Genomic DNA, 22,671 nt, shown 5'->3' with positions numbered 1-22,671 from the left:
GCGTGCTGGCAGATCTTCCGGCTCTATCGCAAAGCCCGTGCCACCTTGTGAAAAAGCCTTGCAGGCCTTTAGACATCAGGGGTGCGGGCTGATCCTTGCATCCGTTGCGCAGGCTGAAGCTGGCGGATTTCCGCCCACTCACCCTCTCTCGTCCTACAATTTGGCGGATATCCGCCTTGTTCCCTTCCTGGGGGCTGGCTAAGATCCGCCACTCAATGGACGGACCTGCCTGCATGCGCGAACGCACCATCGCCAGCCACTTTGCCCGTGCCGCCTTGGGCGGAGCACGCCGGCACGGCTATGACTACGCGCCCCTGCTGCATCAGTTGGGCATCAGCCCCGAACTGCTGAACCAACCCAAGGCCCGTATCGCCCCCGAGCAATTCACCCGTCTATTGCAGCAACTGTGGCTGGAGCTGGATGACGAGTACCTCGGGTTCGGCCATGGCCCCAGCAAGCGCGGGACCTTCGCCATGATGTGCCACGCGCTGATCCACTGCCGTACCTTGGAAAAAGCACTCAATCGCGGCTTATTATTTTATAGCCTGTTTCCGGAAGCCCCGCGTCTGAGTCTGACGCGTGAAGGAGAAATGGCCCGGCTGAGCCTGGATGATTCCGAGCTATGGGATCCCGAGCACTTTCTCAGCGAGAGCCTGCTGGTGATCTGGCATCGCCTCGGCAGTTGGTTGATCGGCCAGCGCATCCGCCTGGAGCAGGCCTGCTTCAGCTACCCCAAGCCCGATCACGGCGCGGAATACGACCTGCTTTTCCCTTGCCCGCTGCAATTCACCCAGGAGCGCAGCAGCCTGCTGTTCCACAGTCGCTACCTGGGCATGCCGCTGCTGCAGGACGAACGCACCCTCAAGCACTTCCTCGAACGCTCTCCCGCCGACCTGTTGTCGCGCCCGGATGAAGGCGACAGCCTCAGCAGCCAGCTGCGCCGCCTGCTCAGTCGCGACCGCGAGCACTGGCCCGACCTGGAAAGCGTCGCCCAGCACCTGCACGTCAGCCCGCAGACCCTGCGCCGGCATCTACGCGAAGAAGGTTCGAGCTTTCAGGAGCTGAAGGATGAGCTGCGCCGCGACATTGCCATCTACCACCTCGGCCGGGCCGACCTGTCATTGCAACAGATCGCCGAACAACTGGGTTTTTCCGAGCCCTCGGCCTTTCACCGGGCGTTCAAGAAATGGACCGGCCTGACCCCGGGCGCCTACCGCGCCCGGGAACAGTAGCCCCCTACAGGGCCGGAAAGTGAATCCGGAAGGCCGCCCCCCCCAGGGCCGAATCCCCCAGGGTCAGTTGCGCGCCGTAGCTCTCGATGATGTCCTTGACCACCGCCAGGCCGATGCCCTGCCCCGGGTGCTGGCGATCCAGGCGCTCACCGCGCTGCAGAATCCGCGCCCGCTGATCGGGTGGCACGCCGGGGCCGTCGTCTTCCACACACAACTCGGAGCCTTCCAGGGTCTCGCGCACGCTGATGCGCACTGAGCTCAGGCACAGGCGATAAGCGTTCTCCAACAGGTTGCCGAGCAACTCCAGCAAAGCGCCGTGCTCGATCGGCAGGTAGCAGCGTTCCGGCAAGTCGAAGGACACCCGTACCTGCTTGTCGCGATAGACCTTGTCCAGGGTGTCGCAGAGGCTTTGCAGCACCGGCCGCAGCCGCACCTGGTGGCGCACCAGGCCGCTCTTGCGCAGGCTGGCGCGCTGCAACTGGTAACTGATCTGCTGGCTCATGCGCTCGATCTGCGCCTGCAGCACCCAGGCCTGCTCACGATCCTGGGGGCGTTGCGCCATGTCCTCGCTCACGCCCTGCAACACCGTCAACGGGGTTTTCAGGCTGTGGGCCAGGTCATCCAGGGAGTCACGATAGCGGCTGCGCTGCTCACGCTCGCTTTGCAGCAGGCGGTTCAACGAGCCCGTCAGGCGCAACAGCTCGCGCGGGTGCTCCTCACTGAGGCTCTGGCGGGTGCCGCTTTCGATCTGGTCCAGCTCCTGGCTCAAGCGTCGCAAGGCTTGCAAACCCCAGGTCAGGCCGAGCCAGAGCAGTGCCAGGAGCACCAGCAAGGCCGCGCCGAACCCCAGGTAGAGGTTTTCCCGAACGCCTTCCAGGGTTTGCTGGTACTCACGCACCGGCTGCAGCGCGACGATACTGAAGGCCGCGCTCTTGCCCCCCAGCAGCTTGATCTCGACGTCGTAGACAAAGAACTCCTGGCCGTTGGCTTCACGGATCCTGGCGAACTCATTGCCACGCCCGTCGTACCGCGGCCGGTAGTTGATGTTCTCTTCCTGGGTCGCTCGCGAGCGCCAGACCAGGTGCCCTTCGCGATCGTAGATGTAGCCCAGCAGGCGGCTGTCGGCGAGGTTGAAGCGCTCGTCGGGCAATTGCGCCGGCATCTGCAGGCGGTTGTTCTCGATCCGCGCCGCACTGATCAGGGTGGTGACATCGGAAGCCAGGCGCTGCTCGATAGAGTCCTGCAACGCCAGGCTGAACGCCCCCTGCATGGCTGGCAGCAGGGCCAGCATGAACAGCACCGCCAGGGTCGTGGCGGCCAGCATCAGGCGCAGGCGCAGCGATCGAATCATCGGCAACGCTCGTTGAACAGGTAGCCCAGGCCACGCACCGTATCGATCGGCTTGAAGCCCGACGGCCCCTCAAGCTTGCGCCGCAAGCGGCCCACCAGCACTTCGATGACATTCGGATCGCGCTCGTCGTCGTCCGGGTACAACTGCTCCATGAGCCGGTCCTTGGCCACCACTTGCTGATGATGACGCATCAGGTATTCGAGAATCCGGTACTCATAGGCCGTCAGGGCCAGGGGCTGCTCATCCAGGGAGGCCTGCTTGCGATTCAGGTCCAGCAGCAGCGGCCCGGCAATGATGGTGGACTGGGTAAAGCCACTGGAGCGCCGCAGCAGCGCATTCAGGCGCGCATCCAGCTCTTCGAACTGGAATGGCTTGACCACATAGTCGTCCGCACCGGCCGCCAGGCCCTCGACCTTGTCCTGCCAGTTGCCACGGGCCGTGAGGATGAGGATCGGGAACGTCTTGCCACGGTTGCGCAACTGGCGGATCAGGTCCAGCCCGCCCATGCCGGGCAGGCCCAGGTCGATCACCGCCAGATCGTGGTTGAACTGCTCGGTCTGATACAGCGCCTCCTCGGCGTTGGCCACGGACTCGACGACATGACCGCTGTCGGTGAGGCGGGTTTGCAAATGATGACGCAACAGCGCCTCATCTTCGACGACCAGCAACTTCATAACGCTCTCCCAGGCAAAATTCGACATCTCCAGGGGCGCCCCTGCGCCCTGATGATTAATGCGCCAACGCCGGACCGTGCCCAAGGCACGATCCGGCGCGGTCCAGGCCAGGCCGCTTATCAGAAAGCGTAGTTGGCCGACAGGTAGGTCTGGGCGCTGCTGGTAAGGCTCAGCGAACCCTGCTTGCTGCCACCGCGCTCGCTCATCTCGGTCCCGGCATTGCTGCGCAGGTAACGGTAGCCGAGCTCCACCGAGGTGTTCTGTGAAACCTGTTGCAGGACGCCGGCCTGTACGCCCACCGCGTAACCAATGTCGCTGTCACGGCTGAAGCCCGGAGACTCCTGAGTCAGCTTGGTCAGGCCGGCCGTGCCGCCGCCAAAGAGTTTGGTGCTGCTGGTCACCGGCAGGAACATATCGTAGCTGCCCAGCAGGTTCTGCTGGCGCAGTTTAATGCCGTTGTGGGAGCCAGACACATAATCGTAGGTAGCGTAGTAGCGACCCTGGTCATTCTGTTGACCGGCGCGTACACCCCAGGTGTTGTCCTTGCCGATCACGCCATCGGCGTTCGGATGGCCCAGGTTGCTGTTGAGCTGGCTGGACTTGTTGATCTTGTCGCTGGTCTGGCCGAAGGACAACCCAACGAAGTTGCTGTCAGCGGCTTGGGCAGCGGCGCTGGCGCCGAAGACGGTAAAGGCCAGGAACAGTTTTTTCAATGAAGTCATAGGAAGTTTCCTTTGCGCTATTGGCTTTTTGGGTACGGGGCTAGAGTAAACAGCCCGCCCTGAACTCCCCCTGAACACACCCTTAACCTCGCCTGAACCAGATCGACTAGGCTGTGCTGACACCTTTTCAACTGGAGTTCCCCTCATGCGCATGCTCGTCGCATTGGTCCTGTTAACCCTCGGCGGCCTCAGCCAGGCCGCCATCAAGACTCAGGAAATTCCCTATCGCAGTACCGACGGCACTCAGTTGATCGGCTACTACGCCTACGACGACGCCCTACAGGGCCCGCGCCCGGGCATCGTGGTGGTGCATGAATGGTGGGGCCTCAACGACTACGCCAAGCGCCGGGCCCGGGACCTTGCCGCCCTTGGCTACAGTGCCCTGGCCATCGACATGTACGGCCAGGGCAAGCACACCGAACACCCGGCGGACGCCATGGCCTTCATGCAGGCCGCGCTGAAGGACAGTGCCGCTGCCAGTGCACGTTTCAACGCCGGCCTTGAGCTGTTGAGACAGCAACCGCAGACCGATCCGCAGAAACTCGCCGCCATCGGCTACTGCTTTGGCGGCAAGATTGTCCTGGACGCCGCGCGCCAGGGCCTGCCCCTGGCCGGCGTGGTGAGTTTCCACGGTGCCCTGGCCACCGCCACACCGGCTACCCCCGGCAGCGTCAAGGCCAAGATCCTGGTGGAACATGGGGCCCAGGACAGCATGGTGACGGCGGACAACGTCACCACCTTCAAAACGGAAATGGACAAGGCCGGCGCCGACTACCGCTTCGTCAGCCTGGAGGGAGCCAAGCATGGCTTCAGCAATCCCGATGCCGACCGCCTGAGCCATGGCGAACACGGCGGGCCGGACATCGGCTACAACAAGGCCGCCGATGAGCGTTCCTGGGCCGACATGCAGGCATTCTTCAAAAAACTGTTTGGCTAGCCGCCGTACCTGGGTTGCGGTCAGTGCGCTGCGGCAACCCTTTGCGCTTCACCCGACTACCCTCAAACGCAGCAACCCGGCACACTAGCGGCCATGAATGCTCTCCCCCCCCTCCCCGCTTGCTGCACCCCTCTGGACGCTGCCTGGCCGCTGCCGAACGTCCTGCCCCAAGCCCTCTGGCTAAGTACCCGGTTCGATCCCGGGCAACTTGCCGCGGATGATTTTCAGCGCAGCGGCATTGAGGCACCGCCGAGCATCCAGCGTTCGGTGGCCAAGCGTCAGGCCGAATTTCTCGCTGGACGCCTGTGTGCCCGAGCCGCCTTGCAGCAACTGCAACGACTGGACTGGGTACCGCCCATTGGCGATGACCGAGCGCCAATCTGGCCCGAACACATCTGCGGTTCGATCACCCACAGCAGCGGACGCGCCGCGGCCATCGTCGCCGACAAACGACACTGGCGTGGCCTGGGAATGGACCTGGAACACCTGCTCAGTGCAGAACGTGCGGCCAAACTGGCGGAGCAGATCCTGACCCCGGCCGAACTGCAGCGCCGCGACCAGTTGCCGGCCGAGCTGCATGCACTGGCGGTAACCCTGACCTTCTCGATCAAGGAAAGCCTGTTCAAGGCCCTGTACCCGCTGGTGCACAAACGCTTCTATTTCGAACACGCCGAAGTCCTGGAATGGTCTGCCGAAGGGCCGGTGCGGATGCGCCTGCTGACCGATCTGTCCGAGGAATGGCAGCACGGCCGCGAACTGCAAGGGCAGTTCGCCGTGCAAGACGATCACCTGCTGAGCCTGGTGGCCATCAAGGCCTGAACCGGGGCCGCCCTCAGCGGGGTTCCTGATGCCGTGGCCAGCTCAGGCTGAAGCAGGCACCGCCCAGGTTCTTGCTCTTGCTGATCAGGGCACGGCCCTCGTGCCAATGGATGATCCGCCGCACAATCGACAGCCCCAGCCCATGCCCGCCGGAAGCCCGGGTGCGGCTGTCATCCAGGCGCAGGAATGGGGTGAAGATCTTTTCCCAGGCATGCTCCGGCACGCCGGGACCGTCATCTTCCACATCCACCCGGCAGCGCAACTGCCCTACCTGATAGCTGACCGTCACCTGGGACTCGGCATGGCGCATGGCGTTGCCCACCAGGTTCTGCAAGGCCCGGTGCAGGTAGCGCGGCTCGGCCTCGACCCACGCACCGTCACACTCGGCGGCAGACAGGCACAGGCCACGCCGGACCTTGAGATTGGCCCGCAACGGCGCCAGTTCGCTGATCACCTGGTTGATCAGCGCATCCAGGTCGATACGCTGGAAATTCAGGGCCGGCGAGCCCTGCTCCAGACGGGCGTAGGTCAGCATTTCGTCCACCAGCCGGTCGAGGTCCTGAATGTCGTTGTCCATGCCGTCCAGGTACTTCTGCCGGGCCTGATCGGTGCTCGCCGAAGCAATCATCTCCAGGCCGAAACGCAGCCGCGCCACGGGTGTGCGCAACTCATGGGACACCGCACGTACCAGCTCGCGCTGAATCGCCAGCAGGCGCTGCAAGTGCTCGGCCATGCCATTGAAGGCCGCCGCCAGGCGCCCCACCGAGTCCGCGCCACGGGCCGGCACGCGGGTTTCCAGGCTGCCCTTGGCGATTCGCGTGGCCGCCGACTCCAGGCCGCTGAGGCGCCGCTCCAGCTGGCGCACCAATAGATAGACGATCAGGCCGATCAGGCTCAGGCCCAGCACGGCAATCAGCACCAGCCATTGCGGCGGATAGGGATTCATCTGATACAGCGGGCCGATCTCCAGCACCCAGGGCGTGCCCACCAGGCCGGCGAAGACCCGGATCGAATCGCCACCCTTGCCCAGGGCCATCACCGTGTCGCCCTCGGCCACCCGGCGCCGCTGATCCTCGTCCATGTCGGCGGCGTCCAGAGTCGACAACTGCATATCGAAGCCAAACCCCTTGGCTTCCTTGAGTGCAGCCAGGCGCTGGGGTTGCTCTGCCACCGGATAACGCACCAGCTCATCCGCCAGCAGGTAGATAGTGGCCCGGGCCAACTGCTCGCTGATCTGCTGGACCTCGGCACTGAGCAGCAGCTGTTCCTTCTCGCTGACCAGGCGATAGACCCGGGCGGCGAAGGGGCCGGTCTGCTCCACCAGCGCCTGGCCGCGCAGCACCCGACCGCGCTGGCTACTGTCCAGGTCGGTCTGGCTGAAGGTCTTGAGACTCAGGGGAATGCCCAGCAAGCGCTCCCACACCGCCAGCGCCCGGCGACGCTCGATCTCGCTCATCGGCTGCAGGTTGTCCGCCATCAGCGAAAAAGTGCCGTGGGCCAGCCGCTCGCGGTACTGCTCGCTGCGCACCTGGTTCAACAGATGCAGGGCCAGGACTCCAAGCAACGCCACGAGGATCAGCGCGGCGCACATACCGCCGTAGATCCGCAGGAAGATCGAGTTCACGAGCGCATGTCGGCGGCAGCTTCGGGGACGAACAGGTAACCCTTGCTGCGAATGGTCTTGATCAGCCGCGGGTGCTCCGGATCGTCACCGATCTTCGGGCGGATGCGCGAGATCCGCACATCGATGGAGCGGTCCTGGCCGTCATAGCCGATGCCGCGCAGGGCGGTGAAGATTTCTTCCCGGGACAGGATCCGCCCGGCATTGGCCACCAGCAGCCACAGCAGGTCGAACTCGGCACTGGTCAATTCGATCCCGGCATCGCTCAGCCAGGCCTCGCGCAGGGCATTGTCCACCACCAGCGGGCCGAACTGCAGGCGGCGGGTTTTCTCCACCGCCGGCTCCGGCGCTTCGCTACGGCGCAGCAGGGCCTGGATGCGCGCCAGCAGCAACCGCGGGCGCACCGGCTTGCAGACATAGTCGTCGGCACCCAGGTCCAGGCCCATGATCTGGTCCATGTCATCGGTACGGGCGGTGAGCATGAGGATCACTCCGTCATAACGATCCCGAACCTTGCGGCAGATGCTCAGGCCGTCTTCACCGGGCAGCATCAGGTCGAGGATCACCAGATCCGGCTGCTCGGCAATGATCCTGGCCGCGGCCCGGGCACCGTTGCCCTCGATCGCCACCTGCAGGCCATTGCTTTCGAGATATTCACGGGTCAACTCAGCCAGACGCTGGTCATCCTCGACAATCAGTACCTGCCAGGCTTCCTGTTCCACGCACGACCTCTTCTTGTTCTATTGCCAGTCCACCTTGAGCAGGAAAGCCCCCGTCTTTCTGTCATGAAAAAGGCGGATAACACGCTCTGGGAAAGGTGGCTGGTTTGCCATGGGAAAGGCCGGGAAACCCCGGTCGATCGCTGCCGATTGTAGCAACCGGCACAGGCGCCGACACAAGCGGCTAAAACGACTCGGTCAGGGCGTTTTTTTGTGATAGGGTTCGCGCCCGCAAAAATCCGCCCAAGGCAATTTTCGACGGTAAAAAACAGTGACAAACGGTTCCATCCACTGGGACTGCGGGCTGCGTGAGTTTTACCCAGTCCATACACAATTTACGCACAACCTTATCCACAGGCAGTACGTTGCAATCAGCCCCCCAAACGCATTATCTTGTAGCCCGGCGGCTAAAAATCCCTATATCTAGGGTTTTGCGCAAAAAACCAAACACAATTCAGCCAAGAAACTCAAGCCCTTTTCTTGCCCCGTTTGGTGGAACCAATCGCTGTTTCAGAAGACCAAGACCGCGCGTGCGGATGGCATCGTTTTCCACCCTGTCCAGGAGAAAGCGGTACGGGTGTTGCAGCAACAAGACTGTCACCCACCAGGAATAAGGTGCCGAGCCCCGGCTCGGCACCCATGACTTCGGCATGGAAGCGGCGCCTATAGCCCCCTTCCTGAACTGTCCCGAAGTCGTTATGCCCGGCCTATGCCGGCTGTAGTGCTTCAGGACGGAACGGTGGGCACCCAAACGGTGCCCAAACAAACATAGAGAACGTGGAGACACCCATGCAAACCGACACAACTCGCGAGAACTCGCAGGCCAATGCGCCGCAGGCCGCCGATTCCACTCAGGATCTGTCTGCTACCGCACCTGGCCAATTGCGCGTGATCAAGCGTAACGGCACTGTCGTTCCTTATACCGATGACAAGATCACCGTCGCGATCACCAAAGCGTTCCTCGCAGTTGAAGGCGGCACCGCCGCTGCCTCGTCGCGAATCCACGACACCGTGGCGCGCCTGACCGAACAGGTCACCGCAACCTTCAAGCGTCGCATGCCTTCGGGCGGCACCATCCACATCGAAGAGATCCAGGACCAGGTAGAACTGGCCCTGATGCGCGCCGGCGAGCAGAAAGTCGCCCGCGACTACGTGATCTACCGTGACTCCCGCGCCAAGGAACGGGCCACCCGCTCCACCAGCGAAGAGCCGGTACAAGCCCACCCTTCGATCCGCATCACCCGCACCGATGGCAGCTTCGCGCCCCTGGACATGGGCCGCCTGAACACTATCGTCAGCGAAGCCTGCGAAGGCCTGGAAGAAGTCGACGGCGACCTGATCCAGCGCGAAACTCTGAAGAACCTCTACGACGGCGTGGCACTCAAAGACGTCAACACCGCTCTGGTGATGACTGCCCGCACCCTGGTCGAGCGCGAGCCGAACTACTCGTTCGTGACTGCCCGCCTGCTGATGGACACCCTGCGTGCCGAAGGCTTGGGCTTCCTCGAAGTAGCCGAAAGCGCCACCCACCACGAAATGGCCGACCTGTACGCCAAGGCGCTGCCGGCTTACGTCGCCAAGGGTATCGAGTTCGAATTGCTGAACCCGGTACTGGCCGAGTTCGATCTGGAAAAACTCGGCAAGGCGATCAACCACGAGCGCGACCAGCAGTTCACCTACCTGGGCCTGCAGACCCTGTACGACCGCTACTTCATCCACAAGGATGGCGTGCGTTTCGAACTGCCACAGATCTTCTTCATGCGCGTGGCCATGGGCCTGGCAATCGAAGAGAAACAACGTGAAGACCGCGCCATCGAGTTCTACAACCTGTTGTCGTCCTTCGACTACATGGCTTCGACCCCGACCCTGTTCAACGCCGGCACCCTGCGTCCACAGCTGTCGAGCTGCTACCTGACCACCGTTCCGGACGACCTGTCAGGCATCTACGGCGCCATCCACGACAACGCCATGCTGTCGAAATTCGCCGGCGGCCTGGGCAACGACTGGACTCCGGTACGTGCACTGGGCTCCTACATCAAGGGCACCAACGGCAAGTCCCAGGGCGTCGTGCCCTTCCTGAAAGTGGTCAACGACACCGCGGTAGCCGTGAACCAGGGTGGCAAGCGCAAGGGCGCTGTCTGTGCCTACCTGGAAACCTGGCACATGGACATCGAAGAGTTCATCGAGCTGCGCAAGAACACCGGTGATGACCGCCGTCGTACCCACGACATGAACACCGCCAACTGGATCCCCGACCTGTTCATGAAGCGCGTCTTCGACGACGGCAAGTGGACCCTGTTCTCGCCATCGGAAGTGCCTGATCTGCACGACCTGACCGGCAAGGCCTTCGAAGAGCGCTACGAGTACTACGAAGCCCTGACCGAGTACAACAAGATCAAGCTGTTCAAGACCGTCCAGGCCAAAGACCTGTGGCGCAAGATGCTGTCCATGCTCTTCGAGACCGGCCACCCATGGCTGACCTTCAAGGACCCGTGCAACCTGCGCAGCCCGCAGCAGCACGTGGGCGTGGTCCACAGCTCGAACCTGTGCACCGAGATCACCCTGAACACCAACAAGGACGAGATCGCAGTCTGCAACCTGGGCTCGATCAACCTGCCGAACCACATCGTCGACGGCAAGCTGGATACCGCCAAGCTGCAACGCACCGTGAACACTGCCGTGCGCATGCTCGACAACGTGATCGACATCAACTACTACTCGGTGCCACAGGCGAAGAACTCCAACTTCAAGCACCGTCCGGTCGGACTGGGCATCATGGGCTTCCAGGATGCGCTGTACCTGCAGCACATCGCCTACGGCTCCGATGCAGCCGTCGAGTTCGCCGACAAGTCCATGGAAGCGGTCAGCTACTACGCAATCCAGGCTTCCTGCGACCTGGCCGACGAGCGCGGCGCCTACGAGACCTTCCAGGGTTCGCTGTGGTCCAAGGGCATCCTGCCGCTGGATTCGCAACAGATCCTGATCGAAGCCCGTGGCCAGAAGTACATCGATGTGGACCTCAACGAATCCCTGGACTGGGCACCGGTTCGCGCCCGTGTACAGAAAGGCATTCGTAACTCCAACATCATGGCCATCGCACCGACCGCCACCATCGCCAACATCACCGGCGTGTCGCAGTCGATCGAACCGACCTATCAGAACCTCTATGTGAAATCCAACCTGTCGGGCGAATTCACCGTGATCAACCCGTACCTGGTTCGCGACCTGAAGGCTCGCGGTCTGTGGGACTCGGTCATGATCAACGACCTGAAGTACTACGACGGTTCGGTACAGCAGATCGAGCGCATCCCGCAGGAGCTCAAGGAGCTCTACGCGACTGCCTTCGAAGTGGAAACCAAGTGGATCGTCGACGCCGCCAGCCGTCGCCAGAAGTGGATCGACCAGGCTCAGTCGCTGAACCTGTACATCGCCGGCGCTTCGGGCAAGAAGCTGGACGTGACCTACCGCATGGCTTGGTACCGTGGCCTGAAAACCACCTACTACCTCCGCGCCCTGGCCGCCACCAGCACCGAGAAGTCCACCATCAACACCGGCAAGCTGAACGCTGTTTCCAGCGGCGGCAACCACGGTGACGACTCGGTCCTCGCGGCTCCAGCCGGTCCAGCTCCTGTACCTAAGGCTTGCGCCATCGACGAGCCGGATTGCGAAGCTTGCCAATAAGCTGAGCCGACAGGTGCCTGCGGGCACCTGCCCCAACCCCCGATAGACCTCCGGTTTATCGGGGGTTTTCTTTTGCCCGCAACAAAGCTGCAGGAGCCTGCCTGCCAGCGAAGAGGCCCGAAGCCTTGCACTGCACCGAGAGCGCCTTCGCTGGCAAGCCAGCCCCTGCGGCAGCGGTTCTTGCAGAGCGAACAGCACTATCGAACAGGCACAAAAAAGCCCCTCGAGGAGGGGCTTTTCGTAAAGCGTTTCAGCCAACCAGCATCAGGTCATCTGGATGATGGTCTGCATGATGGTGCTCTGGGTGGAGATGGTCTTGGCGTTCGCCTGATAGTTGCTCTGGGCCTTGATCAGGTTTACCAGTTCGTTGGTCAGGTTGACGTTGGACTCTTCCAGGGAGTTGGACTGGATCGCTCCCAGGGTGCCGGTCTTCGGTGCGTCATAACCAGGAATACCGGACGAGTAGGTCTCTTTCCACTGAGTGCCACCTACCGGCTGCAGGCCCTGCTCGTTGGTGAAGCTGGCCAGGGAGATCTGACCGATCGGCTTGGTCTGCTCGTTGCTGAAGTTGGCCAGCATCACACCGGTGCCATCGATGGTCAGGCTGCTGATCTGGCCAGTGGAGTAGCCGTTCTGCGCGATCACCGAGCGGGTGCTTTCGCCAAACACCGAACCGGTTTTGGTCATGTCGATGCTGACACCGTTAGGTGCAGCCTTGGCGCCATTGGGAGTGAACACGCCGTTAGTGACGGTACCCGGGGTCCAGGCCGCAGCCGACATGACAATGCTGTTACCGGTAATGGTATACGGCGTGGTCCCAGGCGCAGCTGGCGGGGTCATGCTGCTGAGCTTGCCCGACGAGTCGAACTTCATGGTGATCGGCGACTGGTTGGCCATGGTGAATGCAGTACCGTCCGGGTTGCGACCATCAATCAGCGTGTAGGTTTGCCACTCATTGGCGTTCGGCGTCTTGATCATGTACTGATCCATGACGTGCTTGTTGCCCTGGGTGTCATACACAGGCGTGCTGAACTGCTTGGTGTAGGTGGTGTTGTCGGTCGGATTGAACACATAGGCCGGAGTGGTCGCACCCACATCGATCGGCGTCGAATCGGAGTTCAGGTTGATCGTCGAGGAGATCGAGTCGGTTGGCTTTGGCGCCAGGTTCGAAGTATCGATCCGCAGGTCGGTCAGCACACCGTTGATGATCTTGCCGTTGGCATCGACCGCATAACCTTGCAGGCGGGCAGTGCCGTCACTGTTGGTGATGTAGCCTTCCTTGTCGGTCTTGAAGGTACCGGCACGGGTGTAGGTCAGGGAGCCGTTGGTACTCAGCACGAAGAAGCCCTGGCCCTGGATGCCCATGTCCAGCACATTACCGGTGTTGTTGATATCACCGTTGGTGAACTGCTGGGAAACGTTGGCCAGGCGCACACCGTTACCAATCACCTGGGTGCCGCTGCCCAGCTTGGTGGCCGAATAGACGTCGGCGAACTCCGCACGGGAGGATTTGAAGCCGGTGGTAGCGACGTTGGCGATGTTGTTGCCGGTAACGTCCAGCTGTTTGTTGGCAGCGTAGAGACCGCTAAGGCCGATATTGAAAGACATATTCCACTCCTTGTGCCGGTTAGTCGGCTCTAGATACCAATGGTTTGTACTTTGGACAGGGCAATCGGGCTGCTCATGCCGGCGAGGTTCAACATCAACTCGCCGCCGGTCTGGCTGATGGTCACGCTATTGACCGTGGCCGGCAGGTAGGTGATCAGATCAGTGCCCTTGCCATCGATGGTGGTGCTGGCCTTGAAGGTGTAGTTGCCCGGATCCGCCTTGGTGCCGTCAGTCTTGGTGCCATCCCAGACAAAGCTGGCGTTGCCGGCCTTCTGGCTGCCCATGTCGATGGTCTTGACGGTATTGCCGTCCTTGTCGGTGACGGTCACGGTGACCGAGTTCACGCTGGATGGCACGGTGACCGAGCCGGTCATGCTCTTGCTGGTGTCGACCTGGGTAGTGCCGGTCTGCACGATGACCGAGCGCCCCACCAGGGACGAAGCCTGCAAGGCCTGGGAAGACTTGTAGTTACCCGTGATCGCATTCACCGAGGAGTTGAGGGTGGTGATGCCTTCCAGGGTGGAGAACTGCGCCAACTGGGCAACGAAAGCACTGTTGTCCTGCGGATCCAGCGGGTTCTGGTTGTTCAGCTGGGTTACCAGCAGCTTGAGGAATGCGTCCTTGCCCAGGCTCTGTTTGCCGGTGGCGCTGTTGGTCGCCGCGGCCAGGCCGTCGGCGCTGGTATTGCTCGTCGTTTTCGACGAATTCGCCAGGATATCCTTGAGGGATGGGGCGTTGGTGGTATCAGTAACGCTCATGGTCTTCGCCCCTTATCACTGACCCAGGGTCAGGACCTTCTGCATCATGGTTTTGGCGGTGTTCATCATTTCAGCGTTGGTCTGGAACGAACGGCTGGCAGAAATCATGTCGGCCATTTCTTCCACCACGTTGACGTTGGGGTAGTAGACATAACCCTTGGCATCAGCGGCGGGATGGTTCGGCTCGTAACGAGCTTCGAGGTTGCTCTGGTCTTCGACCACACCCAGTACCTGCACGCCCTGGCCGGCAGCGTCCTGGTTCTGGAACAGCGAGTCGCTGCCGCCGCTTTGCGCACCCTGGAACATGGTGGCAAACACCGGGTGACGAGCGCGGTAGGTCTGGTCGATGCTCGACGAGACGCTCTCGGCGTTGGCGATGTTACTGGCGACGGTGTTCAGACGGGTGGTCTGGGCGCTCATGCCACTACCGGCAATATTGAAAACACTGGCGAGGGACATGGATTACTCTCCGCGCAGGGCTGCTACCAGCCCTTTGAATTTGCTGTTGAGCAGCGTGAAGCTGGCCTGGAAATCCACCGAGTTCTGCGCGTAGCTCGATTGCTCCAGCTGGGCGTCCACGGTGTTCTGGTCGATCGAAGGTTGCATCGGGGTGCGATACAGCAGCGATTCATCACCACTGCTCAAGCCCTGGGCTTCGATATGCCGGTTGTTGGTCATGTTCAACGCGAAGGTACCGTTCTGGGCCTTCTGATTCTGCTCGGCAAGCACGGCAGAGAAGTCCAGGTCCCGAGCCTTGTAGTTCGGGGTATCGGCGTTGGCGATGTTGTTGGCCAGAACTTCGGCACGCTTGGCGCGAAAGCCAAGGGCCTGTTCGTGGATACCGAGCGCTTTATCGAAGCTGATGCTCATGGCGGAAACCTTTGGGTGACCTGATTTTTCGTAACTCGGATATAGCAAGCTGCGTGCCAAGTCATCAAACCCCGTATTTCAAGGGTTTGCCGGCGACGGCAAGGCGGCAATGCCAGAAAAGCGGCAACGGATTTCCGCGAAACACCGGCAAAGCGGCAACCACCCTGCCGCTTTCAGCCGGCGCGTCAGATAATTGCAGGCACAAAAAAGGAGGCCCAATGGCCTCCTTTTTCGGTACGACGATCTGCTGGCTACTTGGCCTGGTAGATGATGCCCGGACTGCATTGCACCATCTGGTAATGATCCGGCAGCCCATTGAGGGCTTCGGAAGCCCCCAGGAACAGGTAGCCGCCAGGCTTCAGGGTGCTGTGAATGCGCATCAGGATGTCCTTCTTGACCTCCGCCGAGAAGTAGATCAACACATTGCGACAGAACACGATGTCGAACTTGCCGAGACTGGCGTAGCTGTCCAGCAGGTTGAACGAGCGGAACTCCACGCGGCTCTTGATCGGCGCCTTGACCACCCAGCGCCCCGGCCCCTTGGGGTCGAAGTAGCGCTGCAGGCGCTCGGCCGACAGGCCACGCCCAATTGCCAGGCTGTCATATTCACCGGTCTTGCAGTTGTTGAGCATGGTCCCGGACAGATCAGTGGCAACGATCTGCACCCCCATCTTCAACTGCCCCATGTTGCTACGCTCGAACTCATCGATGGACATCGACAGCGAGTAGGGCTCCTGCCCCGACGAACAGGCCGCCGACCAGATGCGCAAGCGTTGGTTGGGGCTGGCCTTGATGGCTTCGGGAAGCACCTTGTTCTTCAACACCTCGAATGGGTAGGTGTCGCGAAACCACAAGGTTTCGTTGGTCGTCATGGCATCCACGACCATCTCGCGCAAACCACTGCGGGGCTGGGTCTGAATCCGCTGGACCAGCTCACCCAAGGTTTTTATCCCTTGCTGCTCCATCAGTTTGTTGAGACGGCTCGAGACTAGATATTGCTTATTTTCCCCGAGCAAAATACCACAGGCTTTTTCCAGGAAGACCCGGAACTGTTCAAAATCCAAATTACCCGTAGACAATGCTGCCGCCTCTTAAATCTTATGTCCGCCAGGGCGAGTGCCCTTAGCTGTGATCTGCTGCTTTGATCCGGTCGACTACCCGGGATGCCAGGTCATCAGGGCGGAACTTGGCAAGGAAGTCATCGGCACCGACCTTCTTCACCATCGCCTGATTGAACACCCCTGACAACGAAGTATGCAGGATGATATGCAGCTTTTGCATGCGTGGATCATTACGTATCTCGGCCGTGAGGGTGTAACCGTCCATTTCGGGCATCTCGATGTCGGAAATCATCATGAGGAATTCCTCTTCCGGCTTCTTGCCCTCGTCCACCAGTTTGCGCAAGTAATCCAGCGCTTGCCGGCCATCATTCAATGCCACTACCTCGACACCTACGGTTTGCAGGCAACGGGTGACCTGCTTGCGTGCCACCGACGAGTCATCGACGGTCAGCACCCGCAGGGAAACAGCCTTGTGCTGGGTTTCGACATCCACCACTCCTGCCGAGATCGCCTCCGAGGTCGGCGCGACTTCCGCCAGGATCTTCTCCACGTCGATGATTTCCACCAACTGGTTGTCCACCCGAGTGACCGCCGTCAGGTAGTGATCGCGTCCGGTCCCCTTGGGCGGCGGATGGATCTCTTCCCAGTTCATGTTGACGATGCGCTCCACCGAGCGCACCAGGAAACCCTGGGTCTTGGTGTTGTACTCAGTGATGATGACGAACGGATTGCTCTGGTCCTGCAGGCCACCAGAACCCGTAGCCATTGCCAGATCCAGGATCGGAATGGTTGCCCCTCGTATATTCGCGACACCGCACACCACAGGACTGGATTTGGGCATCAGGGTCAGCTTAGGGCATTGCAGCACCTCGCGAACCTTGAATACGTTGATCCCGTAGAGCTGCCCACCGTCCAGACGGAACAGCAACAACTCTAGTCGATTCTGCCCAACCAATTGCGTGCGCTGGTTCACCGAATCCATTACACCAGCCATGCCCAGACTCCCCAAAGCTTTAAGATCCGACGCACGCTCATTGCTAAACGGCACGGCGCTTGCTTTTTAACTGTTATGAACGCCAAAACGACATTTTTCCGACGCCTGACATCCCGCTACCGCACTTTGCTGTGCGGGCTGTCGGCTCTGTGCATTTTAAACCCCGGCAACCCTGCCGTTGCTGATTCGGTCACCCTGCCTGATCTTCTTATCGGCGTCACTCAAGGGTTTCTTGAATTCACGGTAGAAGACTACCTGGCCACCAGTCAAACGGAAGGTCGCTATGAAATCCAGGTCAACCAGCTGGACCCGCGCATGCGCATGCCCAATTGCGACAAGGAATTGACAGCCAACCTGGAAAGCCCGGCCCAACCGCTGGGGCGGGTCACCGTCAAAGTGCGCTGCGAAGGCGCCTCGCCATGGACGGTATTCGTGCCGGCGCAGGTCAAGCTGTTTCGCGAGGTGGTCACCACTGCACGCCCGCTCAAGCGCGCCGGCATCATCGAACCGGAAGACGTGGTGCTGCGCGAACGGGACATCAGCCAGAACAATCAGGGCTACCTCACCTCAGTGGACCAAGCCATTGGTCAGAAACTTGTCCGACCAATGGTCGCCGACCAGCTCGTTACCCTGGCCCATCTGGAGCAGGCGGAAGTCGTGCGCAAGGGCGATCAAGTGGTGATATCGGCACGCAGCGGCACGTTGAATGTACGGATGCCGGGCGAGGCGCTGTCCAACGGCGGCATGAGCGAACAGATCCGGGTCAAGAATCTCAATTCGCAACGGGTGATCAAGGCCCGCATCACGGCGCCAGGGCAAGTGGAAGTGGCCATGTAGATAGCTGGCGCTCAACCCGTGCGTTCCCTAAACTGTGGCCGATAAAGGGTCGCAGATACCTGACCTGGTTTGTCGACAATCGAGCCTAAAGTTTTTCAGGGTATGGCCGAAAACATGGCAAGCGTCCAAATACCCAGAGGTTTACTTCATCATGGTCATCGACTTCAGCCGTTTAAACAGCTCCCCTTCACTGACAGGCAGTACGCGTACCAGCACCAGCAAGGAAACCGGTGATGCCGGCAAATCCACGCCGCTGACAACCGCCGCCGAGACCAGCAAAAGCGGGGAATCGGTACACCTGAGCAATGAGGCTCAACAGTTGCAGAAAGTCACTGACAAGCTGCGTGATCAGCCTGCCGTCGACAAAGCCCGGGTGGCCGAGTTGAAGCAAGCGATTGCCGATGGCAGCTATAAGGTCGACAGCAACCGCGTAGCCAGCAAACTGCTTAACTTCGAAGCCCAGCGCTAGCCCCAGGCTTGCGCCAGGCTTTTGGACGCTTAATCCCCAAGGCCAGCCATGCACGACACCAACCTACTGCAATTGATCAACGATGACCTTGCTCCAGCGCAACACTTGCTGGAGCTGCTACGCGCCGAGTCTATTGCCCTCCACGGCCGCGACATGCCGCTGCTGGAAGATATCCTGGCGCAGAAGCAAGCCTTGGTCATTTTGCTGGAACAGCATGGCCGTAAGCGCACGCAAATTCTTGCCAGCCTGAACCTGCCGACCAACCGCGAGGGGCTCGAGCAACTGGCCAGCCACTCCAGCCTGGGCGCGCAATTGCTCGAACAGAGCAATGTCCTGACCCAATTGCTTGCCGAGTGCCAAGCTGCCAACGAGCTCAATGGTCGCTCGATCCAGATCCAACAGGCCACCACCGCCAACCAGCTGAAAATCCTCAATGGTGGCGAACCTCCTGCCCTATACGACGCCCGCGGCTCTACCTCAATGCTTGCGAAGCCACGCCCACTCAGTCAGGCTTAAACCCAAAAAATGAGCGCGCGCTACCAAGCCGTGAAACATGCTGGCAAAATGCTGGCTCCTGCGTGTAGTTGTATTTTGTCTGGAGATTGATGAACCGTGTTCAACGCCTCAAATGCGGAAGATACTCCGCAGCCACCCAAGGTGCTCACCACTGCGTTGGAGATCTCTTCCAACCTGCGGTTGCTGCAAGAGAGCCATGACCCGCTGATCATCACTTTCCACGAGCGTAGCCAGCGCTTCCAAAGCTATCTGGTGGAAGTGGACCGCGATAGCAACATGATCGCCCTCGACGAAATGATCCCCCGCGACGGTGAACGCTTCCTGCTCGCAGGCGAACCGTTTCGCGTTGAAGGCTTTCATGAAGGCGTACGTATCGCCTGGGAAAGCAACGGCTTGCCCACCCTCGACGAATCCAACGGCGGCCGCTGCTACCGCACCACCCTGCCGGACGAAGTGGTCTACCACCAGCGCCGCAACGCCTTTCGTGCCGCCCTGAAGCTGGCACAACTGGTAGACATCGAACTGAGCGGCGAGAAACTCAAATCGCCCCTCAGCGGCAAGCTGCTGGACATTTCCGCCACCGGCTGCAAATTGCGTTTCGACGGCGATATTTCCTCACGCCTGCAACTGGGCCAGGTTTACGAGCGCTTTATCGCCGCCCTGCCCTTCGGCAGCATGACGGCCCCGGTGGAACTGCGTTACCTGCACCACGAAGAACGCATCGACACCACCTTTGCCGGCGTACGCTTCCACAACATGAGCGGCCTGGTACAGCGCCAGGTCGAACGCTTCGTCTATCAACTGCAGCGTGAAGCGCGGCGCTTCGATAAAGACGACATCTGATTCAAAGGCATCAATGAAAACGGGCAGTGCCTTGCGGCAACTGCCCGTTTTTTTTGCTGCTAAGGCCTGGCCCCGCTGAGGTGTTCCCGGGCGCACTCCTCGGCAGGCGGTTCGTCCGCAGCCTGCGGGGTATCCGCTGCAGACTCATCAGGCGCAGCTTCCGGCGCGGGCGCGCTCTGCATCTGGTCCTGAACCACCTGTTCGTCAACCCGCGGGTCCAGAGCCGCCACCAACGGTGAACTGGACATGCTGTCCGGCATCGCCACGTGATGCAGTGGCGCATCGTCGACCTGATGCAGATTGGTCACGGCCTTCGGCCGAATCCGCCAGACCAGCACCAGTGCAAAGAAACTGAAGAAGGCGTAGAGCATTTGGCTACCGAACAACTTCATCAGCACCCCTGCCGCCAAAGGACCAATACTCGCACCCACGCCATAGGTCACCAGCAGCATCGCCGTCAGCGAGACCCGTCGATCCCCTTCCACATGGTCATTGGAGAACGCCACCGCCAGTGGATAGAGACAGAACTGCACCAGGGAACACAGGAAGCCCAGAACAAACAGGACCTCCAGCGGCACCGAAGGCAGGATCGCCAGGGGCAGGGCCACCACTGCCAGGAACAAGGCAAAACAGCGGATCAGCAGCGCCCGGTCATAGCGGTCGGACAGCCAGCCCAGCGGCCACTGCACCACCAGCCCGGCGAAAATGCAGCTACCCATGAACAGACCCACCTGCTCGGTGCTCAAGCCCTGTTGCGAGGCATAGAGCGGCGCCAGGCCGTAGAACGAACCGACGATCAGCCCCGAACCCAGTACCGTGCTCAGCGATTGCGGTACACGCTTGATAAAGAAGCGCGGCTCCATGGGTGCAGGGCGCAAGGGTGCCGGGTGAATGCGCCGGGTCATGGCCACCGGCACCAGGCACAGGGCAAAGCACAGCGCCACCAGCATCAGCAGCTCCAGGCCCAGGGCCGGGTGCATGACCAGTATCAACTGCCCCAGCACCAGACCCAGGTAAGAGGCAATCATGTAGCCGCTGAACACCAGCCCGCGCTGCTTGGCGTCGGCCTGCTCATTGAGCCAGCTTTCGATGACCATGTACTGGCACATCATCCCCAGGCCCACGATCATCCGCAGCACCAGCCAGGCCGGCAACCAGTCCACCAGGCCGTGGCCCAGCACTGCCGCGCCGACAATCCCGGCACAGGTGGCGTAGGCACGGATATGCCCGACCCGGGCAATCAGTCGGTGCCCCAGCTTGCCCCCCAAAACCAGGCCGAAATAGTTGGCCGCCATCAAGGCCCCCACCCATAGCCCGTCGACATGATCGGCGGCCAGGCGCAGGGCCAGATAAGTGCTGAGCAGGCCAGAGCCGATCAGCATCATCAGCGACGCGAAATAAAGCGCTCGAAAGGATTTCCAGATTTGGCGCATCGGCGTTCCGAGCGGCTCCTTGAATGAGGTACCGAGCCCCGGCAAACCGGGGCCCGACCAGCGACGGTTCGGTTATGCCTGGGCCGCTAACACACGCCGCTCCCAGGGAGTAATTTCATCAAAGAAACTGGTCAACTCCATGGTCTTCGAAGCGATGTAGCCTTCGATGAACTCGTTGCCGAACAGTTCCCTGGCCAACTGGCTACGTTTCAGACGCTCCAGGGCCGCATGCAAGGTACAGGGCAACGAAAGATTGTCCGGCACTTCGAACTCACCCTGGATGGCAGCGGTTGGCTCCAACTCGTTCTCGATGCCATGCAAACCTGCTGCCAGGCTCGCGGCGATCGCCAGATAAGGATTGGCGTCCGCCCCCGGCAGACGGTTTTCCACCCGTCGCGCCACCGGTGAACTGGCCGGAATCCGCAGGCCAGCGGCCCGGTTGTCGTGGGACCAGCACGCATTGTTCGGCGAAGCGTAAGGATGACACAAGCGCTGATAGGAGTTCACATTGGGGGCGAACAAGGCGGTGAAGTCGGCGAGGCCGGCCTGCAGGCCGCCAATGAAATGCCGGAACATCGCCGTAGGTTGCCCGGCGGCGTCACTGAAAACGTTACGGCCGTTACCCATCTCCACCAGGCTCTGGTGTATATGCATCGAGCTGCCCGGCGTGTGAGCCAAGGGCTTGGCCATGCAGACCACGATCAGGCCGTGCTTGAGCGCCACCTCCTTGAGCAGGTGCTTGAACAGGAAGGTCTGGTCCGCCAACAACAGCGGGTCACCGTGCAACAGGTTGATTTCGAACTGGCTGACGCCCATCTCGTGCATGAAGGTATCGCGGGGCAGGCCCAGGGCGGCCATGCCTTCGTAGACCTCCTTGAAGAATGGCCGCAGACCATTGTTGGAACTCACGCTGAACGCCGAATAGCCTTCCTCCCGGCGCCCATCCAGGCCGACCGGCGGCCGGAAGGGCTGCGCTGGATCGTCATTGGCCGCGAACACGAAGAACTCGAGCTCGGTGGCCACCACCGGCGCCAGGCCCAGGGCGGCATAACGGGCGATTACCTGCTTGAGCTGCCCACGAGTGGAGAGCCGCGAACTCTCGCCGCTGAGCTCATCGGCGTCACAGATAGCCAGCGCTCTGGGCGTTTCGCTCCAGGGCAGGCGGTGGATCTGCCGGGGGTCGGCATTGAGCGCCAGGTCACCGTCGTCGCTGCCGTAGAAACGTGCTGGCGGATAACCGCCCATGATGCATTGCAGCAGCACCCCCCGCGCCATCTGCAAGCGCCGCCCTTCGAGGAACCCCTCGGCGGTCATTACCTTGCCCCGCGGCACGCCATTGAGATCCGCGGTGACACATTCGATCTCATCAATGCCCGTCAATCGCTCGGCGAGTGAACTGTGGCCATCGGTTGTCATGACTCAATCCTTGTTGTTATACGAGCCGCGAACGGCGACCCGTACAAAATACGCACCACCCGTTCAGGATTTCAAGCAGGCGTGAGTAAAATCCCCGGCCCTGCCCCCAC

At 61.1% G+C, this 22,671-nt stretch carries 21 protein-coding genes; 8 read left to right on the top strand and 13 right to left on the bottom strand.

Going from position 1 to position 22,671, the window contains the following annotated elements; all coding sequences use genetic code 11:
- Positions 1–233 precede the first annotated feature (233 nt).
- On the top strand, positions 234–1,232 hold the full coding sequence (locus M2395_RS21355; RefSeq protein WP_041752486.1) for an AraC family transcriptional regulator: 999 nt from the start codon (positions 234–236) through the stop codon (positions 1,230–1,232).
- A gap of 4 nt (positions 1,233–1,236) precedes the next feature.
- Here M2395_RS21355 and M2395_RS21350 read toward each other — a convergent pair whose 3' ends face one another.
- The 3 genes from M2395_RS21350 to M2395_RS21340 all read right to left on the bottom strand — a co-directional run bounded on the left by M2395_RS21350 (position 1,237) and on the right by M2395_RS21340 (position 3,979).
- Positions 1,237–2,583 (bottom strand): ATP-binding protein, encoded by a 1,347-nt coding sequence (locus M2395_RS21350; RefSeq protein ID WP_011062732.1) that lies wholly within the window; start codon positions 2,581–2,583, stop codon positions 1,237–1,239.
- The gene (locus M2395_RS21345; protein WP_011062733.1) at positions 2,580–3,257 is read right to left on the bottom strand and encodes a response regulator; all 678 of its coding nucleotides are present in this window, start codon (positions 3,255–3,257) and stop codon (positions 2,580–2,582) included. The genes M2395_RS21350 and M2395_RS21345 overlap by 4 nt, the downstream gene beginning before the upstream one ends.
- Positions 3,258–3,376: 119 nt before the next feature.
- Positions 3,377–3,979: an outer membrane beta-barrel protein gene (locus M2395_RS21340; RefSeq protein ID WP_011062734.1), complete on the bottom strand. Its 603-nt coding sequence runs from the start codon at positions 3,977–3,979 to the stop codon at positions 3,377–3,379.
- 145 nt (positions 3,980–4,124) lie between these two features.
- On the opposite strand from M2395_RS21340, the gene M2395_RS21335 reads away from it, so the two are divergent.
- Both M2395_RS21335 and M2395_RS21330 read left to right on the top strand, forming a co-directional pair.
- A complete protein-coding gene (locus M2395_RS21335) occupies positions 4,125–4,916 on the top strand; it encodes a dienelactone hydrolase family protein (RefSeq protein WP_123431319.1) in 792 nt (263 codons plus the stop codon).
- 93 nt (positions 4,917–5,009) lie between these two features.
- Positions 5,010–5,735, top strand: coding sequence for a 4'-phosphopantetheinyl transferase (locus tag M2395_RS21330; protein ID WP_123431320.1), 726 nt, complete (start codon positions 5,010–5,012; stop codon positions 5,733–5,735).
- A 13-nt stretch (positions 5,736–5,748) separates the two neighbouring features.
- Here the strand turns inward: M2395_RS21330 and M2395_RS21325 are convergent, their stop codons facing one another.
- Together M2395_RS21325 and M2395_RS21320 are read right to left on the bottom strand one after the other, a co-directional pair.
- Positions 5,749–7,359, bottom strand: a complete 1,611-nt coding sequence (locus tag M2395_RS21325; protein WP_011062737.1) for an ATP-binding protein — start codon at positions 7,357–7,359, stop codon at positions 5,749–5,751.
- Positions 7,356–8,078, bottom strand: coding sequence for a response regulator (locus tag M2395_RS21320; RefSeq protein WP_011062738.1), 723 nt, complete (start codon positions 8,076–8,078; stop codon positions 7,356–7,358). Before M2395_RS21320 ends, M2395_RS21325 begins: the two co-directional genes overlap by 4 nt.
- Before the next feature lie 786 nt (positions 8,079–8,864).
- Here M2395_RS21320 and M2395_RS21315 point away from each other — a divergent pair.
- The gene (locus tag M2395_RS21315) at positions 8,865–11,756 is read left to right on the top strand and encodes a ribonucleoside-diphosphate reductase subunit alpha (RefSeq protein ID WP_015636664.1); all 2,892 of its coding nucleotides are present in this window, start codon (positions 8,865–8,867) and stop codon (positions 11,754–11,756) included.
- A gap of 264 nt (positions 11,757–12,020) precedes the next feature.
- On the opposite strand, the gene flgE is transcribed toward M2395_RS21315, so the two are convergent.
- From flgE to M2395_RS21285, 6 genes are all read right to left on the bottom strand, one after another.
- Entirely contained in the window at positions 12,021–13,364 is a 1,344-nt protein-coding gene (flgE, locus tag M2395_RS21310; RefSeq protein ID WP_072450703.1) for a flagellar hook protein FlgE, read from the bottom strand.
- A gap of 29 nt (positions 13,365–13,393) precedes the next feature.
- The gene (gene flgD, locus M2395_RS21305) at positions 13,394–14,122 is read right to left on the bottom strand and encodes a flagellar hook assembly protein FlgD (protein ID WP_011062741.1); all 729 of its coding nucleotides are present in this window, start codon (positions 14,120–14,122) and stop codon (positions 13,394–13,396) included.
- A gap of 15 nt (positions 14,123–14,137) precedes the next feature.
- On the bottom strand, positions 14,138–14,581 hold the full coding sequence (flgC, locus tag M2395_RS21300) for a flagellar basal body rod protein FlgC (protein WP_011062742.1): 444 nt from the start codon (positions 14,579–14,581) through the stop codon (positions 14,138–14,140).
- Between the two features lie 3 nt (positions 14,582–14,584).
- Positions 14,585–14,992, bottom strand: coding sequence for a flagellar basal body rod protein FlgB (gene flgB, locus M2395_RS21295; protein WP_011062743.1), 408 nt, complete (start codon positions 14,990–14,992; stop codon positions 14,585–14,587).
- Positions 14,993–15,243: 251 nt separating this feature from the next.
- Positions 15,244–16,071, bottom strand: a complete 828-nt coding sequence (cheR, locus tag M2395_RS21290; RefSeq protein WP_011062744.1) for a protein-glutamate O-methyltransferase CheR — start codon at positions 16,069–16,071, stop codon at positions 15,244–15,246.
- A 43-nt stretch (positions 16,072–16,114) separates the two neighbouring features.
- Positions 16,115–17,047, bottom strand: coding sequence for a chemotaxis protein CheV (locus M2395_RS21285; RefSeq protein ID WP_011062745.1), 933 nt, complete (start codon positions 17,045–17,047; stop codon positions 16,115–16,117).
- Positions 17,048–17,122: 75 nt separating this feature from the next.
- On the opposite strand from M2395_RS21285, the gene flgA reads away from it, so the two are divergent.
- The 4 genes from flgA (at position 17,123) to M2395_RS21265 (ending at position 19,712) form a co-directional block, all read left to right on the top strand.
- Entirely contained in the window at positions 17,123–17,884 is a 762-nt protein-coding gene (gene flgA, locus M2395_RS21280) for a flagellar basal body P-ring formation chaperone FlgA (RefSeq protein ID WP_011062746.1), read from the top strand.
- Between the two features lie 151 nt (positions 17,885–18,035).
- Positions 18,036–18,353: a flagellar biosynthesis anti-sigma factor FlgM gene (gene flgM / locus M2395_RS21275; RefSeq protein WP_011062747.1), complete on the top strand. Its 318-nt coding sequence runs from the start codon at positions 18,036–18,038 to the stop codon at positions 18,351–18,353.
- A gap of 48 nt (positions 18,354–18,401) precedes the next feature.
- Positions 18,402–18,869: a flagella synthesis protein FlgN gene (locus M2395_RS21270; protein WP_011062748.1), complete on the top strand. Its 468-nt coding sequence runs from the start codon at positions 18,402–18,404 to the stop codon at positions 18,867–18,869.
- A gap of 96 nt (positions 18,870–18,965) precedes the next feature.
- Positions 18,966–19,712: a flagellar brake protein gene (locus tag M2395_RS21265; protein WP_123431321.1), complete on the top strand. Its 747-nt coding sequence runs from the start codon at positions 18,966–18,968 to the stop codon at positions 19,710–19,712.
- A 59-nt stretch (positions 19,713–19,771) separates the two neighbouring features.
- On the opposite strand, the gene M2395_RS21260 is transcribed toward M2395_RS21265, so the two are convergent.
- Entirely contained in the window at positions 19,772–21,145 is a 1,374-nt protein-coding gene (locus M2395_RS21260; RefSeq protein WP_123431322.1) for an MFS transporter, read from the bottom strand.
- Positions 21,146–21,217: 72 nt separating this feature from the next.
- On the bottom strand, positions 21,218–22,459 hold the full coding sequence (locus tag M2395_RS21255) for a glutamine synthetase family protein (protein ID WP_185057807.1): 1,242 nt from the start codon (positions 22,457–22,459) through the stop codon (positions 21,218–21,220).
- Positions 22,460–22,671: the final 212 nt, after the last annotated feature.

Origin of the sequence: Pseudomonas sp. BIGb0176 (assembly GCF_024810175.1) — a bacterium.
Lineage (GTDB): Bacteria > Pseudomonadota > Gammaproteobacteria > Pseudomonadales > Pseudomonadaceae > Aquipseudomonas > Aquipseudomonas protegens.
Note: the sequence above shows the minus strand (reverse complement) of the source record. Positions and strands in the feature narration are given on the sequence as shown.

What these genes read in the sequence shown, in the direction of transcription:
- flgM (WP_011062747.1), top strand. Translation starts at nt 18,036, where the DNA reads ATGGTCATCGACTTCAGCCGTTTAAACAGCTCCCCTTCACTGACAGGC.
- M2395_RS21330 (WP_123431320.1), top strand. Translation starts at nt 5,010, where the DNA reads ATGAATGCTCTCCCCCCCCTCCCCGCTTGCTGCACCCCTCTGGACGCT.
- M2395_RS21255 (WP_185057807.1), bottom strand. Translation starts at nt 22,459, where the DNA reads ATGACCGCCGAGGGGTTCCTCGAAGGGCGGCGCTTGCAGATGGCGCGG.
- M2395_RS21335 (WP_123431319.1), top strand. Translation starts at nt 4,125, where the DNA reads ATGCGCATGCTCGTCGCATTGGTCCTGTTAACCCTCGGCGGCCTCAGC.
- M2395_RS21355 (WP_041752486.1), top strand. Translation starts at nt 234, where the DNA reads ATGCGCGAACGCACCATCGCCAGCCACTTTGCCCGTGCCGCCTTGGGC.
- M2395_RS21345 (WP_011062733.1), bottom strand. Translation starts at nt 3,257, where the DNA reads ATGAAGTTGCTGGTCGTCGAAGATGAGGCGCTGTTGCGTCATCATTTG.
- M2395_RS21315 (WP_015636664.1), top strand. Translation starts at nt 8,865, where the DNA reads ATGCAAACCGACACAACTCGCGAGAACTCGCAGGCCAATGCGCCGCAG.
- flgD (WP_011062741.1), bottom strand. Translation starts at nt 14,122, where the DNA reads ATGAGCGTTACTGATACCACCAACGCCCCATCCCTCAAGGATATCCTG.
- flgE (WP_072450703.1), bottom strand. Translation starts at nt 13,364, where the DNA reads ATGTCTTTCAATATCGGCCTTAGCGGTCTCTACGCTGCCAACAAACAG.
- flgB (WP_011062743.1), bottom strand. Translation starts at nt 14,992, where the DNA reads ATGAGCATCAGCTTCGATAAAGCGCTCGGTATCCACGAACAGGCCCTT.
- flgA (WP_011062746.1), top strand. Translation starts at nt 17,123, where the DNA reads ATGAACGCCAAAACGACATTTTTCCGACGCCTGACATCCCGCTACCGC.
- flgC (WP_011062742.1), bottom strand. Translation starts at nt 14,581, where the DNA reads ATGTCCCTCGCCAGTGTTTTCAATATTGCCGGTAGTGGCATGAGCGCC.
- M2395_RS21350 (WP_011062732.1), bottom strand. Translation starts at nt 2,583, where the DNA reads ATGATTCGATCGCTGCGCCTGCGCCTGATGCTGGCCGCCACGACCCTG.
- M2395_RS21340 (WP_011062734.1), bottom strand. Translation starts at nt 3,979, where the DNA reads ATGACTTCATTGAAAAAACTGTTCCTGGCCTTTACCGTCTTCGGCGCC.
- M2395_RS21285 (WP_011062745.1), bottom strand. Translation starts at nt 17,047, where the DNA reads ATGGCTGGTGTAATGGATTCGGTGAACCAGCGCACGCAATTGGTTGGG.
- M2395_RS21260 (WP_123431322.1), bottom strand. Translation starts at nt 21,145, where the DNA reads ATGCGCCAAATCTGGAAATCCTTTCGAGCGCTTTATTTCGCGTCGCTG.
- M2395_RS21270 (WP_011062748.1), top strand. Translation starts at nt 18,402, where the DNA reads ATGCACGACACCAACCTACTGCAATTGATCAACGATGACCTTGCTCCA.